The sequence below is a fragment of the Sphingomonas cavernae genome (genome assembly GCF_003590775.1).
Classification (GTDB): domain Bacteria; phylum Pseudomonadota; class Alphaproteobacteria; order Sphingomonadales; family Sphingomonadaceae; genus Sphingobium_A; species Sphingobium_A cavernae.
In genome coordinates this window covers 1,106,854-1,123,858 of the sequence record NZ_QYUM01000002.1, presented here as the reverse complement: position 1 = coordinate 1,123,858, position 17,005 = coordinate 1,106,854, and the positions used below count along the sequence as shown (strand labels likewise).

Below are 17,005 nucleotides of genomic sequence, written 5' to 3'. Positions count from 1 at the left end.
GTACCAAGCGTATAATGAAACATGAACCGACTTTCAACTTCGGTGATGCGGGGGAGGAAAAAATGGCGGGCAAGCGTGGCGAAGGTGCAACAGCGCCGGCCAACAATCCGACCAGTGAAGCAAAGACGCCGCGCACCGAACGCGGGCGCCGGACGCTGCGCGCGATCCTCGACGCCGCCGCGGCCGAGTTCGGCGAAAAGGGATTTCACGACGGATCGATCAGCCACATCACGCAGCGCGCGGGCGTCGCCCTCGGCAGTTTCTACACCTATTTCGATTCGAAGGAGGAGGTGTTCCGCGCGCTCGTCCGCGACATGTCAGCACAGGTGCGCGATCATGTCGCGCCGCATGTCCAAGCCGCTCCCGACGGTATCGCAGCAGAGCGGGTCGGGCTCGAGAGCTTCCTGGAGTTCGTGCGCGATCACAAGGAGATCTACCGGATCATCGACGAATCAGAGTTCGTCGATCAGGAAAGCTACCGCGCGCATTATGAGAACTCGGTCGAGCGCATCCGCGCGCGGCTCGAGACGGGGGCGAGGCGCGGCGAGGTCCGCGCCGATGTTGGCGAGATCCACGCCTGGGCGGTGATGGGCATGAACGTGTTCCTGGGCCTGCGCTACGGCGTCTGGGGCAAGGACAAAACGCCCGACGAAGTCGCCGCGGTGGCCAATGAACTGCTAAGAAAGGGCCTCGCGCCCGACTGATCGGGCCTAAAGCGCCCTAGCGGTTGAGCAAAAACACTGCGTGCTCGGCGCGGAAATTGGCGGCCGCCGCGGTGGTCAGCTTGTCGCCGTTCAGGAACCACGCCCCTTCGACGGTAATGCCGCGTTCCTTCACGAGCGCGCGGAAATCGTCGACCGTGACATGGTGAATATTGGGGGTTTCGTACCACGCCACGGGCAAAAGTCGCGTCACGGGCATCCGGCCGCCCCAGAGCAGCGACAGCCGCACGCGCCAGTGCGCGAAATTGGGGAAAGATACGAAAGCACGGCCGCCGATGCGCAGCAGATGCTCGAGCACGCGGTCGGGGCGATGCGTCGTTTGGAGCGTCTGGCTGAGAATCGCATAGTCGAAGCTGCGATCGGGATAGTCCGCAAGGTCGGTATCGGCGTCGCCCTGGATCACCGACAGACCGCGCGCGACCGCCGCCGACACATTCTCGGGATCGAGCTCAAGCCCGCGCGCGTCGACATCGCGGTGATCGCGCAACTCGGCCATCAGCGCGCCATCGCCGCAGCCGACATCCAGCACGCGGCTGCCGGGCGCAACATTGCGCGCGATGATCGCGAGGTCGGGGCGAAGGCTGTTCACGCCCCGGTCGCCCCGTACACATCCGGGAAATGCCGCATCATCAGCTTGGACGGGTCGGCCACGGCCTCCCAGCCCAGCGACGCGTAAAGCCCATGCGCGTCGTTCGTTGCGAGCATCCAGCGCCGCAGCCCTTGCAATTCTGGATGCTGCTGGAGGTGTTCGACCATAGCGTGAGCGAGCCCGCGCCCCTGATGCGCCTCGAGAACATAGACATCGGCGAGATAGGCAAAGGTCGCGCGATCGGTGACGACTCGTGCGAAGCCGACTTGCGCGCCGTCGCGGAAGACGCCGACGCACAGCGAGTTCGCGATTGCGCGCGTCACTGTTTCGCGCGGGATCCCTGGCGACCAGTAGCTGCGTGCGAGATAGGCGTGGATCGCATCGACTTGCATCGTCGCAGCATCGTCCGAAAGCACATATCCGTCGGGCAGCATCACCGCGCCTCCCCCGCGCGCAGGAATCCGTCGATTATCCGGTTCATTTCAGGCGCTTCAAGAAGGAAGGCGTCATGACCGAACGGGCTCTTCAACTCGACAAAGCTGACGGGTGCCCCCGCGGCGTTGAGCGCGTGAACGATGGCGCGCGATTCCGCCGTCGGATAAAGCCAGTCGGTGTCAAAGCTCAACAGGCAGAAACGGGCGCGCGTGGCCTTGAAGGCGTTGGCGAGCGTGCCGCCATGCTCCTCGGCAAGATCGAAATAATCCATCGCGCGCGTGATGTAGAGATAGGAGTTGGCGTCGAAGCGGTCGGTGAAGCTCAGCCCCTGATGGCGCAGATAACTCTCGATCTGGAAATCGGCGTCGAAGCCGAAGCTCTTGGCATCACGCGCCTGAAGACGGCGACCGAATTTCTCGGTCAACCCGGCTTCGGACAGATAGGTGATGTGCGCCGCCATCCGCGCAACCGCGAGCCCGGCGGCAGGGGGAGCCCCGTCCGCATAATAGGCGCCGCCGCGCCAGTTGGGATCGGCCATGATCGCCTGGCGCCCGACTTCGTGAAAGGCGATGTTCTGCGCGGAATGTCGTGCGGTCGATGCGATCACGACGACCGCGCCGACACGTTCAGGGAAGGTCGCGGGCCAGCTCAGCGTCTGCATCCCGCCCATCGAGCCGCCGACCACCGCGAACAATCGTTCGATGCCGAGATGGTCGAGCAACATCGCCTGCGCGCGCACCATGTCGCGGATCGTGATGACGGGAAAGCGCATCGCATAGGGGCTGCCCGTCACAGGATCGATCGTGCCAGGGCCCGATGAACCCATGCAGCTCCCCAGCACATTGGCGCATATAATGAAGTGGCGCGCGGGATCGACGGGAAGCCCCGCCCCCACCAGCCGCGTCCACCAGCCCGATTTGCCCGTCATCGGGTGCGTCGAGGCAACATGCTGATCGCCCGTCAGCGCGTGGCAGATCAGTATCGCATTGGATCGATCGGCATTGAGCGTACCATAGGTTTCATAGGCGATTTCCACGGGCGCGAGCGCGCCGCCGCCGTCAAGCTTCAACGGCCCGGGCAGAATGACATGGCGCGCTAGGCCGAAACGCTGATCGTCGCTCATCGCCAAGCGGGCTAGGGCGGCGCGGCGCGCCTTGTCAACCAAGCGCGTTGAAGGTTCGGACGAGTTCCACATTGAGTCGAATCGCGGGACATCCTGATTGTCGCGATTTCCGAGCCGCCGGGTGCTTCCACCCAGCTCGAAATCGCTCTAAGGCGCACGCCGATGACAGAGCCTACGAAAAGCCCCCGTCCCAAGGACTGGATCATGGGCATTGCGCCCTATGTGCCCGGCCGTTCCACCGCGGGCGCGGGGCGCAAGGTCGTCAAGCTCTCGTCCAACGAGAATCCGTTGGGGACCAGCCCGAAAGCCGAAGCCGCGTTCGAAACGGGGCGCGGCAGCCTGTCGCGCTATCCCGACCCGGGAGCCACGGCATTGCGCGAGGCGATCGCCGCCAAATACGGGCTCGATCCCGCGCGCGTGATCTATGGCACGGGATCGGATGAGATTCTGCACCTGGCCGCGGGCGCCTTTGCGGGCGTGGGCGACGAAGTGCTTTATGTCCGTTACGGCTTTGCCGTCTACGAAATCGCGACACGGCGCGTCGGCGCGACGCCCGTCATAGCCCCCGACGCCGACTATGCGACCGATGTCGATGCGCTGCTCGCCGCCGTGACGCCAGCCACGCGCGTGGTTTTCGTCGCCAATCCCAACAATCCGACGGGGACTTATACTCCTGCCGCAGAGATCGCGCGGCTGCATGCGGCACTGCCCGCGCATGTGCTGCTCGTGCTCGACCAGGCCTATGCCGAATATCTCGCGGCGGACGAGGACGATGGCGGCCTCGCGCTCGCCAGGACCGCGCCGAATGTGCTCGTCACGCGGACCTTCTCCAAAATTTACGGGCTCGCCGCCGAGCGCATTGGCTGGGGCTATGGGCCCGCTGATGTCATCGAAGCGCTGCACCGCATCCGCGCGCCCTTCAATGTGACGTCGGCCGGGCAGAGCGCCGCGATCGCCGCGCTTGGCGACGAGGACTTTGTTGCGCACAGCCGCGCGCACAATGGCGAGTGGCGCGACTGGTTCCGCCAGGAGATCGAGGCGATGGGTAACAAGGGGCTGCGCGCGATCCCGTCAAAGGCCAATTTCGTGCTCGTCACCTTTGCAGGCGCGCTCAGCGCGGAAGCTGCCTATGAAGGCCTGATGGCCGAGGGTTACATCACACGCTGGCTGCCGGGGCAGGGGTTGAGCGAGGGACTGCGCGTCACGATCGGCACCGAGCAGGAGACGCGTGGGCTTATGGCGGTGCTCCGCGGCCTCGTCGAGGCGGCGGGCTGATGCTGCCCTTTCAGCGCATCTCGATCATCGGTCTGGGCCTGATCGGATCGTCGGTCGCGCGCGCGGTCCGTGCGCATATGCCGACCGTGCGGCTGACCGGCCATGATGGCGACGCCGATGTGCGCGAGCGCGCGCGCAAGCTCGACCTGTGCGACGATGTCACCGACACCGCGGGTGCCGCGGTGACCGATGCCGAGTTGGTGATCCTGTGCGTCCCCGTCGGCGCGATGGGCGAGGTCGCCGCCGAAATTGCTGAAGATCTGCCGCCGGGCGCGATCGTCAGCGATGTTGGTTCGTGCAAGGCCAGCGTGGCGGCGGCACTGGGAGCTGCGCTTCCCAACGCGATCGTCATACCCGCACACCCGGTCGCGGGCACCGAACGCAGCGGCCCCGAGGCAGGCTTTGCCACGCTGTTCCACAAGCGCTTCTGCATTGTCACACCGCCGCAGGGTGCCGACGAGACCGCAGTCATTCGCGTCGAGGAATTCTGGCGCGCGCTAGGCGCTGATGTCGAGCGGATGGACGCCGAGCATCATGACCTGGTGCTTGCGATCACCAGCCACTTGCCCCACCTGATCGCCTATACCATCGTCGGCACCGCCTCGGATCTCGAGCAGGTCACGCAGTCCGAGGTGATCAAATATTCTGCGGGCGGCTTTCGCGACTTCACGCGGATCGCCGCGTCGGACCCGACGATGTGGCGCGATGTCTTCCTGTCCAACAAGGACGCGGTGCTCGAGATGCTTCAGCGCTTCTCCGAGGACCTGACCGCGCTCCAGCGCGCGATCCGCTGGGGCGATGGCGATGCATTGTTCGACCTGTTCACGCGCACGCGCACGATCCGGCGCAGCATCATCGAGCAGGGGCAGGACGACGCCAGTCCCGATTTCGGCCGCACGCACGAGTAGACACGGATCAGTCGTTCAGCCGGTTGATCTCTGCATGGACCAGCGCCTCGACGACATTGCGATCGAGCCCGGGCTGGATGACTTCGCCGAAACGAAAGGTGATCGTGCCCGGGCGCTTGAGAAAACTGGCGCGCGGCCAGACGCGGCCGCTGTCGAGCGCGACGGGAACCACGGGCAGCCCAATCTGGCGATAGAGACCGGCAAAGCCCGAGCGCAGCGGCGGTCTTGTTCCGTGCGGCACGCGCGTGCCTTCGGGAAAGATCACGAGCGAACGGCCCTCCGCCGCCGCAGCGCGCGCAGCGCGGACGAGCTTGCGCAGCGCGCTCGCGCCGCCCTCGCGATCGATAGGGATCGCGCCGTGCAGCTCCGCAACGCGGCCCCAGAGCGGCATGTCGATCAACTCCTGCTTCGCGAGGACCGCTGGATCACGGAAGAGCACGAGCGTCTCGACGGTTTCGTACATCGATTCGTGCTTCATCGCGTAAAGCACGGGATAGTCGGGAATGATGCCCTCGATCCGGCTGCGGATGCCGAGGATACTGGCGGCGCACCAGCGATGAAACTGCGCCCAGCCGCGCGCCACGCGGCGCAGAGGCGCTGCGCCGATGAGAGAGACGGCGAGCGCCGAAAGCACATAAAACAGGCTGCCCGGATAAAAGACGAGTGCGAAGAGCAGTGAGCGCAACAGCGTCATCACAACCCCACCAGTCCGGCGACGCGGCTAAGCAAATATTTGTGATACTCCTTGAAGAGCATCGCGAAGCCGGGATCGCTCTTCACCGCATCGCCGACGATGCGGACATTGCCATCGACCGCGCGTGCGAGCTCGTGGCGCGCACGGCGCATGTGCCAGTCAGTGGTGACGAGCCGGACGCTGCGATAGTCGTGCTCCTTGAGCCAGGCGGCGGTCTCCTGCGCATTGGAACGGGTATCGACCGCCTCGCGGCCGAGATCAACGCAGCAATCGAACAGCGCCATCGGCGCCCGCTGCGCAAGCGCGAGCTCGTGCGGCCTGACGTCACGATAGACGCCCGAGACGAACATGCGTTTGGCCCGTTTCTGCTGAAGCACCGAAAGCCCCCGCTCGATGCGGCCGGGGCCGCCGGTGAGCACGACGATCGCGTCGGTGGTCTGGCCGTCCATGGGCCGCGGCAACCAGATGACGAAGGCTGCAAAACCCAGCGCCCAGAGCAGCGGAACGATCGACAGGATACGCTTGATCACAACATCTTCCGCAAGGTCTTGAGCACCGTGATCCGTGCGGCAAGCGTAGCGAGCAGCGCGCCTGCGAACGGCAGCGACACTATAATCGCCCAATCGATCCAGGAAAGCCCGACCGATCCGAGCAGTTCGGAACCGATCGCGGCGATATGCGACCCCAGCAGCAGCAGCACGGCGATCGCCGACAACAGCCCGACGAACCCGCCGAATAACGCATCGAGCGCGATACGGCGCTGGAAGAGTCGCGCGATCTGGACATCGGTTGCGCCCATCAGATGCAGCACGTCGATCGTCGCTCGGTGCGTGTTGAGCGCGGCGCGCGCCGCCAGAACCACCGCGCTGGCTGTCGCGGCGGCCATCAGGATGACGAGAACGGCCGCGAGCCACTTGAGCGAGGCGATCAGCCCTGCGAGCGGCGCGAGCCAGCGCGCGTGACGGTCGATCCTGGCGGCCGGCGCGACCGCGCGCACAGCCTGCTCAGCGGCCCGGATGCCCGCGATCGAACCATCGGCGAGGCTGACGTCGATCAGCGCCGGGATCGGAAGATCCTGCCCCGACAGCCCCTCGCCGCCGAGCCACGGCTCAAGCAGCCCCGCAATTTCCTGATCGGTAAAGCGCTTGACCGCCACCACGCCCGGCGCGCGCGCCAGTGCGCGCTCGACGATCTCTGCGCGCACCTTGCGCGTATCGGGATTGGCCTCGACGATCTGGACCGTCAGCCGCCCCGCAAGATCGTCGCCCAGCCCGCGCGCCGCAGCGCTCAAACCAAGACCCGCGGCCGCTGCGAGCGCGGTCAGGAACATCATGATCGCGATCACCCATGGCATTGGCCCCGCGAAGCGTCCTTCGGGCAGCAACCGCCGATCGGCGACCGAGGGCGCCCAGCCGAAACTCACAACGCCCCGCCTTCGCCCAGCGGCGGATAGCGCAGCGCACCCGTCGGATCGGAGAGCCGCCCGCGATCGAGCCGCATGAGGTTGGCGTTGGGAATCCGGCTCAGAAGATGGATGTCATGCGTGGCGACGACGATGGTCGTGCCCAGCTTGTTCAGGCCCTCGAAGAGCAGGAGCAGCCGCTCGGCCATGTCGGGATCGACGTTGCCGGTGGGTTCGTCGGCGACAAGCACGTCGGGACGGCCGATTACCGCGCGCGCAATCGCCACGCGCTGCTGCTCGCCGCCCGAAAGCGTGGCGGGACGCGCGCTCGCGCGGTCGGAAAGCCCGACCCAGGCGAGCATCTCGCTCACCGGTGCCTCGATGTCGCGCTCCTCATGCCCCATCACGCGCAGCGGCAGCGCGACATTGTCATAGGCCGACAGGTGCGGCACCAGCCGGAAATCCTGAAAAACCACACCGATCCGGCGGCGCAGCACGGGCAGCCGGTCGCGCGGGAGCGTCACGACGTCATCGCCGAACAGCCGGATCAACCCGCGGCTCGGGCGCTGCGCAAGATAAAGCAGCTTCAGAAGCGAGGTCTTGCCCGCGCCCGAGGGGCCGGTAAGAACGTAAAATGCGCCGCGCGCCAGCGTGAAGCTGACATCGGACAGCGTCTCCGCGCCCGTGCCATAGCGCAGCCCGACATTCTCGAACTGGACGATGTTGTTCATCGCGCCCCGCTGCTGCTCCCCAAAGCCTTGCCTGAAGGCTCACCAATTAGTTGGAGCAGATCCCGTGCTCTTGCCCCGGCCCTCGCCATCGCACAGAGCCGCGCGCCGCGTAAAGCGCGTTGTTGACGCCAAATCCGAACCGGCGCGCCAACATGCTTGCAAGTTGATTCGCGAGTGTGTTTACACTGCCGGACGAGAAGCAGCGCAAATAACGGATTTCCCGAGACCAGATGATCCTGACCTGCCCCGAATGCCGGACGCGATATCTGGTCCCCGACACCGCGATCGGGGCGGCGGGACGCACGGTGCGTTGCGCATCGTGCAAACATAGCTGGTTCGAAGCATCTGCCGTTGCCGCCGTGACGGCACAGGCCGTCGCGCCACCGCCGCCAGCCGAACCTGCGCCCCGGCCCGTTATAGAAACGCCACCACCTCCACCACCGGCGCCCGAGCCGATGGTTGCGGCGGCACCCCCGTCGAGCTTTGTCGAGCCATCGGCGGCCGAACCCGTCGATGCGGATTATGACCCCTATGCGCATGCGCCCCCCTTCCGCCCGCGCCGCAACCCCGCGCGGCGCTGGACGATCGCGGCGGCCGGGGCTGCGCTGGTGATGGTCGCGGCCCTGGGCGCGATCCAGTATTTCGGCACGCCCGGTCTCGCGGCCTGGCTGGGCCTCCAGCCCGAGCAGGTCGACGTGCCGCTCAAGATCGACATCGCACGCAAGCCCGAGCGCTATACCCAGCCGAGCGGGAACGAGCTGTTCACGGTATCGGGCCGGATCATCAATCCGACCGACAAGGCGCAGTCGGTGCCAGACATCCTCGCCGAACTGCGCGATTCCTCGGGCCGCGTCGTCTATGGCTGGCGGATCATCCCGCCGGTGCGCAAGCTGCCGCCGCAGGGTGCGGCCGAATTCGACAGCGCCGAGATGGACGTGCCGAAGAGCGCCAAGGAGCTGAATCTGAGTTTTTCGGGCGCGGCGCTCAATTAGCCATTGCCGGTAACGCCCCGCGTCACGCCGCCAAACGCGCAAAAAATCGGGCTTTCGCACGTGAAACGTCTCTGCTTTCACGCTTTCGCGCGCTTGGGGCTTCCCAAGCGGGTTTGGCTTTGCTAGAGGCACGCGCCTTACCAGCCGCCGGTCGATCCGGCGGACAAGATTCAGTGCGGTCGTGGCGGAACTGGTAGACGCGCAACGTTGAGGTCGTTGTGGGCGAAAGCCCGTGGAAGTTCGAGTCTTCTCGACCGCACCAACTTTCCTGAAGTCCTTCGTGATCGAAGTCGTCCCAGACGACTTCATCGAAGCGCCTCGGCGCTTCGTGACGCGCTCGCTTCAGCGGCGATGGTGCCGAGCGCGACGCTCGGGCGCGCCTCACCCACGACGACGCTCAGCCCCAGCGCCGCGCGCAACCGCGCTGCATCCGCCGAAATCTGTGCGATGCGGATGGCATATCGGCCATAGGGGACGCCCTCGAACAGGAAATAGCCGTCAAACTCGGTGCGCGTGACGCGGAGCACTCGACCCTCGTCATCGACCAGCTCGAGATCGACACCCTCGATAGCGCCGCCGCCGCCGCGCACCAGCGTGCCGTGGATCTCTCCCGCGCTGGAGAGCGGCAGTTCGATAGCAATCGCGATGCCGGGGCGCGGGGTAACCACCACGCCGGGGCTCGCGGGCTGTACGAGGGGATCGGGCAGCGAGGCCGCGTCTATCCCGATCAGCACGGGACGAAAGGGTACGAGCCCGTCGATCACCGTGCTGCCCTGCGAATCGGTCAGCCGTTCTACCGCGATCTGACCGGCCGCGAGCTGCACCTCGCGCTCCAGCGGTTCACTCCGCTGACGCACCCCGTCATTGTTGCTGTCGCGCCAGACGCGCGCAAAAACCTGTCCATGGCTTGCGAGCTTGGTTGCGGACATCCGTATCCCACGGCCGCGCGGATCGGGGCCGAACGCAAAGGCGAGATTGAACCCCGCCGCGACCGAACCGTCGCTCGCGCCCTCGACCGAGGCGGTCACCGCGAAACGATCGAAGCGGCGGCTATAGCCGAAGCCCAGCCGCGCACGGTCATAGCTGCGATCATAACCGAGTTCGGCGCGCCAGTCGGCGCGCTCGCCCGCCGCCCATTCGCCAACCACGGTCGCGGTTTCGAGGCCGGCGCCCCTGGACAGACGAAAGCGCGTCTCGCCCCGAAGACGGACGCGCCCGAGCCGTGCATTGGCGAGCAGCGAGGCTTCGATCCGGGCCGGAGGATCGGGCCCTGTCGGGACCATGTCGGCGCGATAGTCGAGCTGTCCGGTCAGCACGAGACCGCTGACATTGGCCGATGCGCGCGCGGCGAGCTCGAGCGTGTCTATGCTGCGCGCACGCGTCTCGTATCGTGCCTCGAGATGGACTGGGAGAATAGTTCGCCCGACATTGAGGCTGTGATCGAGCGCAATGCCGTGCCAGCCCGTCACGCCAGGCTCGATTCGGTCCGATCGATAGTCATGCGCCAGCACCGATTCGACGGTGAGATAGCTGCGGCCAAACTGGCCGAGCATCTGTGCGCGCAGCGCGTAGCCGCCTGTGTCCTCATAGGCGCCCGAGACTTCAACGAGCGCCGGTCCGATCGCACGACGTACGAATGCTTCAGCGTAATTATGGCGAACATCCTCAAGAACGAGGCTGTGGAGCTGCGCGCCCGTCGAGGTATAGGTATCGATCCCGCGTTCGAGCCCAACACTGCCGCGCCAGCCGCGGTTGCGCGGATCGCGATAGTCCTTGAGCATGATCAGATCGGTATTCGCCTCGTTGATCCCCGCCCAGTACCAGGTCTCGCGCGGGGGAATGCTGTCGACGCCCACCGCGACCAGCCGCTCCTCGCGACGCACCTGTCCCTGTGGGCCATAGAGCACGACCTCGAAGCGGTTCTGTCCGTAGAGCAGCGGCACGCTCAGAAAGGCGTAGCGGCCGTCGGCCCGGTCATTGGCAAAGGCGAGGAGCTGGCCATTGCGGTACAGCTCGGCATCCCAGCCCATGGGAAGCTCACCGTGAAAATCGGTCCGATCGAAGCTGTCGGGACGGTCGATGGGGCGATTGGTGACCACCGCACCGCGCCCCACCGCACTCTGCGCAACCAGCGGCGTCGACAGTCCAGCGACGTCGCCCAGCGCGAAATGCGTCGCTCCAAGCGCGCCGAGCAGCCCTCCGTCGGGATCGGTACGATAGGCGCGCAGCCTCAGATTGGCGGGGACGCCGTTCTGGTCCGAAGCCAGCCGTGCATCGAACGACGCCTTGCCGACCTCGCCCGCAACATAGAGCTCATAAGTCGCATCGAAACGGCTGCCGGTACGCTTGTCCTCGATGGCGGCAAGTGTCGCGACGACATCGACCGAGGGTGTTCGCCATAACCGGAAGGGCGCGTCGGCCTTCGGCATAGCCTTGAGATCAAATCCACGCTGTGGCGGGATAGCGGCCGCGCGCGCACGGCGCTCGGCGGCAAGCTCGACGGGCAGTCTGGCGGTCGATTTGACGAGCAACAGGGCATTGCCGAGATCGGGGATGAATTCGACGCCAATCCAGCGCGACAGCGGTTTGACCGCTATGCACCAGCCATCGGGGACGTCGCGGATCGCCGCTTCATCGAGCTTTTCGACATTTGCGCCGATCTGCACGGAATTCTGTGCGCGATCGACGGTAATCTGGTTGCGCTCGTCGAAAGCCCAGCCCGAAGCGCGGCGCGCGGGCTTGTCGAGGCGCATGGGAAGATCGAGCGCAAGGATGACATCAGCCAGATCGACGCAGACGCCCTCGGGCGTGCGATAACCGCGGACACCGTCGCCCAGGCTTAGCCGCCCAAGGCGCAGGTCGAGCAGCAGCGCATCATCGTCATTGGGCGCCCATGCCGCCTGCGCATATGCCGACGGGGTCAGCAGCGCCGCACAGATTGCGGCACCCCAGGCGGCAAGCCGCTTGAACAAGGAGGGCGGATACGAACGCATGGCGCGCTCGGGCGCGGGGCGCGTTTAGCGCAGTTCCACGCGCGCTTCTGTGATCAGTCGCCCGCCCGATTCACTATCCTCGAAATATTGGATGGTGGCGGACCCGCGCAGTTCGGTGCCCTCTGGCAGCGGCAGCGTGACCGCGCGCTCGTTGCGCTCGGGATAGACCGCAATGCCGCGCGCAACCACCACGGGCTTGTCGATCCCGGGCTTGAGCACACGCACCTCGCCATAAACCGAGCGGGTGCCACTCCGCGCCAGCGTGAAGACAAGTGCGGCGCGACCCTCCGCCGTCGTCAGATGCGCGTCTGAAATCGCGGCGGTTGCGGCCAGCGCACCGCGGCGCACGATGATCGGGATGGTAACGCCGTAGATAGGGGTAATCGCGATCGAGAGGCCGTTGCCCGGCGGCGCCTGCTCGGTGACCGGGGTGGCCTCGGGTATCGCGCGGAACAGCATGTGCGCGCGATATTCACCGTCTGGCAACGCTTGGGGCGCACGCACTCCGATGCGGATCGCCTGGGGCTGGTTGGGCGGCAACGTGATCCGGCGGGGCGCATAGGAGATCATCTGGAGCGCCGCCGCCTCTGCGACATTGGCGCTTTCGGGCGCGATGTCTTCGAGCGAGCCATCCGACTTCATGCGACGCAGCTCGAGCGAGATCCGGTAGGTGGCGGGCGCGGATCCGATATTGTTGAGGATCACCTCTGTGCCGCGCGGTCCATCGAGAACGACGCGCGTCGGCGCGACGAGCAGGTCGCCCGCGGCGATGGCTGCGGACGGGCCGCCCATGAAGAGCATGAAAGCGGAAAACGCCGCGACAATGCGCGACGAGCGGCATGAAGCCGTGAACATGTCTGGTCTCCGGTCATTTTGCCGCTGCTCCCCAGCACCGGCATCCCCGTCAGACAGATTGACCGAACATGGTTTATTTTTTGCTAATCATGACGCCATGACGCACGTAAAGGGCCCGCCGACACCATTGCCGGCGAGCCCTGTGCGCGGGAGGCGGTCAACCGCCTCCGCTAGTCCAATCGTTCAGCCGAGCGGCTTACTGGTAGTTCACCGTGACGTTGAACTGGCCCGAATAGCTGCCCGCGGCGACGCTGCTCGGCACGGTGAGCACGCCTCCAACGGTGAAACCGTCGGTACCGTCAAGGACCAGCGTGCTGATGCTTGGGCTGAGCGTCGCGGTCATGCTGCCCGCGCCGCCGGTGAGCGTCACGCTGGGCGCCGAAGAAATCAGGACGGTTTCACCCGACGCGCCCGAAATGCTAAAGCCCGCCGCGCTGGTCGTCCCCGAGCAGGTGAGCGCGGCAGCACAGGTGCGGACGCCAGTGGACGCGATCGTAACGGTGCCGCTGGATGCGCCCGGCACGATCGCACCGAAATCGAGATCCTGGCCCGCGACCTTCGCGACGCTGACCTGGGTGATGATGCGTGCCTTGGCGTCGGCATTGGCGGTGGCGGCATGCGCGCTGTTCGCGCCAAAGCTGGCGGCGATAAGCATCGAGCCGCACAATGCGGCCTTGGCGAGCTGAATCTTCATATGTCTGGTCCCCATCGAATTAGCTTTCGGGCCAATTCCCCACGGCCCGCATCCCCTGCTCTAGACGATCAAGGTTCAGGAAGTTGCTACGGTTATGGTTAACAAGAGCTTTGGGGATGGACTATTCGTAGTCCGCGACGATCGCGATGCGTCCGCGGAAATTGCCCGTCGCGCGGCCATCGACCGAAAGTCGCCCGCCAAAGGCGAAGCGCAGGCGACCGTCGGGACCGAGCCGCGGCGTCGGAGGCAGATCGGTTACGATCTCGCTCAACTCGGCAGTCCCGCCTTCCGGTGTAACCAGCCGCACGCGATTGGGCAGACTGATGCGCACGCTGCGGCCTGGCTCGCCCGTAAGGCGCACCGTGCCGCTGAGTCCGAGCCCGCCGAGATCGACCAGTCCCCCGCTCACGCGACGCTGACCGCTCGTGGCATCGACCTCGACCATGCCGCCCGCCGCCGACATAATCGCGACGCGGCTGAAATCGATCCCCGTTTCGACATCTATGGTGAGCGGGCGCGCGGGTTCCGCGGTGCTGCGCGCATCCGCGGGCGCGCAGAGCTGGCACTGCGCGCGGGCGACCGGCGGCGTGGCTGCGGCAAGCAGCAACGCGAGCGCAGCGCCGGGGCTGGCATATGTCCAGCAATGCTTCATAAAGCGGCATGTACGATATGACCGTTCAACATATCGTTAACCACGTCTTCGCGCGAAAACGCCGCCCGATCGGACGTGGATGAGGAGAGCGATCCGTTTGCTGATCGATGCCGCCCCGCCCGCCGCCTGCGTCAACGCGATCGCCACCGCCGTGCCGGGCCGCGATATCCACCAGGCTTTCGTCGACTGGGCAGAGCCGCGGCTGCCGCCGCGCGAGCGCAAGCTGTTCCGCCGGATGGTCGAACGATCGGACATCGCGCATCGCTGGTCGGTTCATGCGCGCTCGCCCGTCGGCGCCGGCGGCTTCTACGAAAATGGCGCACAGCCCACCACATCGTCGCGAATGCAGCTCTATGCGGAGGCTGCGCCCGCGCTCGCGCTCGACGCGATTTCAAGACTCGATTTCGATCCCGCGACGATATCGCACCTCATCGTCGCGTCTTGCACGGGCTTCGTTGCGCCCGGCGTCGACCAGATCATCGCCGCGCGGATCGGGCTTTCTCCCTCGGTCGAGCGGCTGCTGATCGGATTCATGGGCTGCTATGCCGCGGTCACCGCGCTTCGCAGCGCGCGCCACATCGTTCGCTCCGACCGCCGAGCGCGGGTGCTCGTCGTCACGGTGGAGCTTTCGACGCTGCATCTTGCCGCCGAAGACCGGATCGAGCCGCTGCTCGCGATGCTGCAGTTCGGCGATGGCGCCTCCGCGGCGCTTGTGAGTGCCGATCCTCGCGGCTTTGTGCTCGGCGACGGCTTTGCCCAGACGCTTCCCGATTCGGCCCAACTGATCGGATGGACGATCGGCGATCAAGGCTTCCTGATGCATCTGTCGGGTGAGGTGCCGGGCCGAATCGGCGCCGCGCTGGGCGATCCGGATATGCGCGCGGCGCTCACCGGGGGCACGGGCGTGGAGACGGTCGCGCATTGGGCGGTACATGCCGGGGGGCGCTCGATTCTCGATGCGGTCGAACACGGGCTGGGGCTCGCGCCGCACAGCCTTGAGGATTCGCGCGCGGTGCTGCGCGCGTGCGGCAACATGTCTTCGGCAACGCTGATGTTCGTGCTGGCGCGCATGCTCGAACACGGCATTACGGGCCCCGGCGTCGCGCTCGCCTTCGGCCCTGGCCTCGCCGCCGAGGGATTGCGCTTCGGGCCCGTCGCATGAGGAGCCTCGCGACTCGCGCGCTCGAGGACGAGCTGATGGACGCCCCCGATCTCGCGCCTGGCACCTATACTGCAGTGCTCGGCGATCTTGCGCAGGTGAACAGCCTGACGCTGGCGCGACGCCCGACGCTCGCCTTTCTCGAACGCGCGCTGACGGGACGGCGAAGCTTCAAGCTGCTCGACGTCGGCTTTGGCGACGGCGACATGCTGCGAAGCATTGCGCGCTGGGCGAATCGGCGCGATCTGACGGCGGATCTCGTCGGTATCGACCTCAATCCGCACAGCGCGCCCTCGGCGCGCGCGCATACGCCGCCCGACATGCGGATCGACTGGCGCACGGGCGACTATGCCGATCTGGCGGGGGGGGGATTCGACATCATCGTGTCCAGCCTCGTCGCGCACCATATGACGCATGGCCAGCTCGTGGCGTTTCTGCGTTTCATGACGCGCGAAGCGCGCATCGGATGGCTGGTCAACGACCTTCATCGCCACCGTCTTGCCGCGCTCGGCTTCCCGGCGCTCGCCGCGCTGATGCGCTGGCATCCCATCGTGCGCCACGACGGCGCGCTGTCGATCGCGCGCGCCTATCGCCCGCACGAATGGCCCCCGATCCTTCACGAGGCGGGAATCGCACCCGACGCCGCGCGCGTCTTTCGCGCCTTTCCCTTCAGGCTATGCGCAGAACAAATACGCTGATTCTGGGCGGCGGGCCCGCGGGCGCTGCGGCCGCGATCACGCTCGCGCGGCACGGCGCGGCTCCGCTACTCATCGAGCGCGCCCGGGAGACAGGCGACGCGCTGTGCGGCGGCTTTCTGAGCTGGCGCTCTATCGACAGGCTCGAAACGCTTGGCGTGTCGCGCGACGCTCTTGGAGGCCATGCGATCGAACGGGTGCGGATTTTCGCGGGGACCAAGCGGGGCGAAGTCCCCCTACCGGGGAGGGCAGTGGGCGTGTCGCGGCGCAAACTCGATACGCTGCTGCTCGCGCGCGCCGTGGCGCAGGGTGCGTGCGTCGAGCGCGGCGTGGCAGCACGACGCGCCGAGCGGGGACGCGCCATTCTGGCCGACAGCGCTGTGATCGCTTGCGAAACCCTGTTTCTCGCCACCGGCAAGCACGATTGCCGCGGTCTCGCGCGTCCGCATGGCCATGGCGACCCGATGCTAGGGCTCAGGATCAGGCTGCCGGCATCGCCGGCGCTGACCAAGATGCTGGGCGCTGCGATCGAGCTCCATCTGTTTCGCGGCGGCTATGCCGGGCTGCTGCTGCAGGAGGACGGGTCGGGCAATCTGTGCATGGCGGTCGGGAAAGCGCGGCTGGCCGAGGCGGGCGGCGACCCGCGCAGGCTGCTTGCCGAGCTGGGCGATGAGTCGCGCGCGCTGAGCGAACGGCTCGCGCTCGGCGATATCGCTGGTTCCATCGACGCGATCGGCGCGGTGCCCTATGGCTGGCGCGTGCGGACCAGCGAGGCGGGACTGTTCCGGCTGGGCGATCAGGCTGCGGTGATTCCATCGCTGGCGGGCGAGGGGATGGGTATCGCGCTGGCAAGCGGCGTCATGGCGGCACGATATCATCTGGCGGGGGGTCGTGGGGCCGCCAAGGCCTTTCAGGCTGCGCTGGCACAACGGACTCGCATTCCCATGATGTCCGCTGGCGCGTTGGGGGCGCTGGCAGCAACGCGCCGTGGCAGGCTCGCTGCCCCAAGGCTGCTCGCCGCCTTCCCGACGCTCGGCGCAGCAATCGCGCAACTTACCCGGATCGCGCTTTGAACCATTGACCGAA

18 protein-coding genes and 1 tRNA gene are annotated in these 17,005 nt (G+C 66.4%); 8 read left to right on the top strand and 11 right to left on the bottom strand.

Annotation, left to right across the window (positions count from 1 at the left end; genetic code table 11):
- Positions 1-62 precede the first annotated feature (62 nt).
- The gene (locus tag D3876_RS05540) at positions 63-704 is read left to right on the top strand and encodes a TetR/AcrR family transcriptional regulator (RefSeq protein ID WP_119761082.1); all 642 of its coding nucleotides are present in this window, start codon (positions 63-65) and stop codon (positions 702-704) included.
- 16 nt (positions 705-720) lie between these two features.
- On the opposite strand, the gene metW is transcribed toward D3876_RS05540, so the two are convergent.
- The 3 genes from metW to metX are packed head-to-tail and all read right to left on the bottom strand — an operon-like array spanning position 721 to position 2,869.
- Positions 721-1,311 (bottom strand): methionine biosynthesis protein MetW, encoded by a 591-nt coding sequence (gene metW, locus D3876_RS05535; RefSeq protein WP_119760179.1) that lies wholly within the window; start codon positions 1,309-1,311, stop codon positions 721-723.
- Positions 1,308-1,745 (bottom strand): GNAT family N-acetyltransferase, encoded by a 438-nt coding sequence (locus tag D3876_RS05530; RefSeq protein WP_119760177.1) that lies wholly within the window; start codon positions 1,743-1,745, stop codon positions 1,308-1,310. Before D3876_RS05530 ends, metW begins: the two co-directional genes overlap by 4 nt.
- On the bottom strand, positions 1,745-2,869 hold the full coding sequence (metX, locus tag D3876_RS05525) for a homoserine O-acetyltransferase MetX (RefSeq protein WP_119761080.1): 1,125 nt from the start codon (positions 2,867-2,869) through the stop codon (positions 1,745-1,747). Before metX ends, D3876_RS05530 begins: the two co-directional genes overlap by 1 nt.
- Positions 2,870-3,031: 162 nt before the next feature.
- Between metX and hisC the strand changes: the two genes are divergently transcribed.
- The gene (hisC, locus tag D3876_RS05520; protein ID WP_119760175.1) at positions 3,032-4,144 is read left to right on the top strand and encodes a histidinol-phosphate transaminase; all 1,113 of its coding nucleotides are present in this window, start codon (positions 3,032-3,034) and stop codon (positions 4,142-4,144) included.
- Complete coding sequence (locus tag D3876_RS05515) at positions 4,144-5,052, top strand: prephenate/arogenate dehydrogenase family protein (protein WP_119760174.1); 909 nt, start codon at positions 4,144-4,146, stop codon at positions 5,050-5,052. The genes hisC and D3876_RS05515 overlap by 1 nt, the downstream gene beginning before the upstream one ends.
- A gap of 7 nt (positions 5,053-5,059) precedes the next feature.
- On the opposite strand, the gene D3876_RS05510 is transcribed toward D3876_RS05515, so the two are convergent.
- Genes D3876_RS05510 through ftsE form a run of 4 tightly spaced genes read right to left on the bottom strand, consistent with a single transcriptional unit; the run spans position 5,060 to position 7,879 of the window.
- Complete coding sequence (locus D3876_RS05510; RefSeq protein WP_119760172.1) at positions 5,060-5,749, bottom strand: lysophospholipid acyltransferase family protein; 690 nt, start codon at positions 5,747-5,749, stop codon at positions 5,060-5,062.
- The gene (locus D3876_RS05505) at positions 5,746-6,276 is read right to left on the bottom strand and encodes a YdcF family protein (protein ID WP_119760171.1); all 531 of its coding nucleotides are present in this window, start codon (positions 6,274-6,276) and stop codon (positions 5,746-5,748) included. Before D3876_RS05505 ends, D3876_RS05510 begins: the two co-directional genes overlap by 4 nt.
- The gene (locus D3876_RS05500) at positions 6,273-7,169 is read right to left on the bottom strand and encodes a cell division protein FtsX (RefSeq protein ID WP_119760169.1); all 897 of its coding nucleotides are present in this window, start codon (positions 7,167-7,169) and stop codon (positions 6,273-6,275) included. Before D3876_RS05500 ends, D3876_RS05505 begins: the two co-directional genes overlap by 4 nt.
- Positions 7,166-7,879, bottom strand: a complete 714-nt coding sequence (gene ftsE, locus D3876_RS05495; protein WP_119760168.1) for a cell division ATP-binding protein FtsE — start codon at positions 7,877-7,879, stop codon at positions 7,166-7,168. The genes D3876_RS05500 and ftsE overlap by 4 nt, the downstream gene beginning before the upstream one ends.
- A gap of 230 nt (positions 7,880-8,109) precedes the next feature.
- Between ftsE and D3876_RS05490 the strand changes: the two genes are divergently transcribed.
- Both D3876_RS05490 and D3876_RS05485 read left to right on the top strand, forming a co-directional pair.
- A complete protein-coding gene (locus D3876_RS05490; protein WP_119760166.1) occupies positions 8,110-8,871 on the top strand; it encodes an MJ0042-type zinc finger domain-containing protein in 762 nt (253 codons plus the stop codon).
- A gap of 175 nt (positions 8,872-9,046) precedes the next feature.
- Positions 9,047-9,133: transfer RNA gene (locus D3876_RS05485), tRNA-Leu, on the top strand.
- A 43-nt stretch (positions 9,134-9,176) separates the two neighbouring features.
- Here the strand turns inward: D3876_RS05485 and D3876_RS05480 are convergent.
- The 4 genes from D3876_RS05480 to D3876_RS05465 all read right to left on the bottom strand — a co-directional run bounded on the left by D3876_RS05480 (position 9,177) and on the right by D3876_RS05465 (position 14,065).
- Positions 9,177-11,864 (bottom strand): MSCRAMM family protein, encoded by a 2,688-nt coding sequence (locus D3876_RS05480; RefSeq protein WP_147417592.1) that lies wholly within the window; start codon positions 11,862-11,864, stop codon positions 9,177-9,179.
- A 24-nt stretch (positions 11,865-11,888) separates the two neighbouring features.
- Positions 11,889-12,719, bottom strand: a complete 831-nt coding sequence (locus D3876_RS05475; protein ID WP_238475254.1) for a fimbrial biogenesis chaperone — start codon at positions 12,717-12,719, stop codon at positions 11,889-11,891.
- 196 nt (positions 12,720-12,915) lie between these two features.
- Positions 12,916-13,413, bottom strand: coding sequence for a DUF4402 domain-containing protein (locus D3876_RS05470; RefSeq protein WP_182911882.1), 498 nt, complete (start codon positions 13,411-13,413; stop codon positions 12,916-12,918).
- A 121-nt stretch (positions 13,414-13,534) separates the two neighbouring features.
- Positions 13,535-14,065 carry a DUF4402 domain-containing protein gene (locus D3876_RS05465; protein ID WP_119760161.1) on the bottom strand — a complete coding sequence of 177 codons (531 nt, stop codon included), beginning with the start codon at positions 14,063-14,065 and terminating at the stop codon, positions 13,535-13,537.
- A gap of 97 nt (positions 14,066-14,162) precedes the next feature.
- Between D3876_RS05465 and D3876_RS05460 the strand changes: the two genes are divergently transcribed.
- The 3 genes from D3876_RS05460 to D3876_RS05450 are packed head-to-tail and all read left to right on the top strand — an operon-like array spanning position 14,163 to position 16,992.
- Entirely contained in the window at positions 14,163-15,227 is a 1,065-nt protein-coding gene (locus D3876_RS05460; protein WP_238475253.1) for a type III polyketide synthase, read from the top strand.
- On the top strand, positions 15,224-15,922 hold the full coding sequence (locus D3876_RS05455; RefSeq protein ID WP_119760158.1) for a methyltransferase domain-containing protein: 699 nt from the start codon (positions 15,224-15,226) through the stop codon (positions 15,920-15,922). Before D3876_RS05460 ends, D3876_RS05455 begins: the two co-directional genes overlap by 4 nt.
- A complete protein-coding gene (locus D3876_RS05450; protein ID WP_119760156.1) occupies positions 15,901-16,992 on the top strand; it encodes an NAD(P)/FAD-dependent oxidoreductase in 1,092 nt (363 codons plus the stop codon). The genes D3876_RS05455 and D3876_RS05450 overlap by 22 nt, the downstream gene beginning before the upstream one ends.
- Positions 16,993-17,005: the final 13 nt, after the last annotated feature.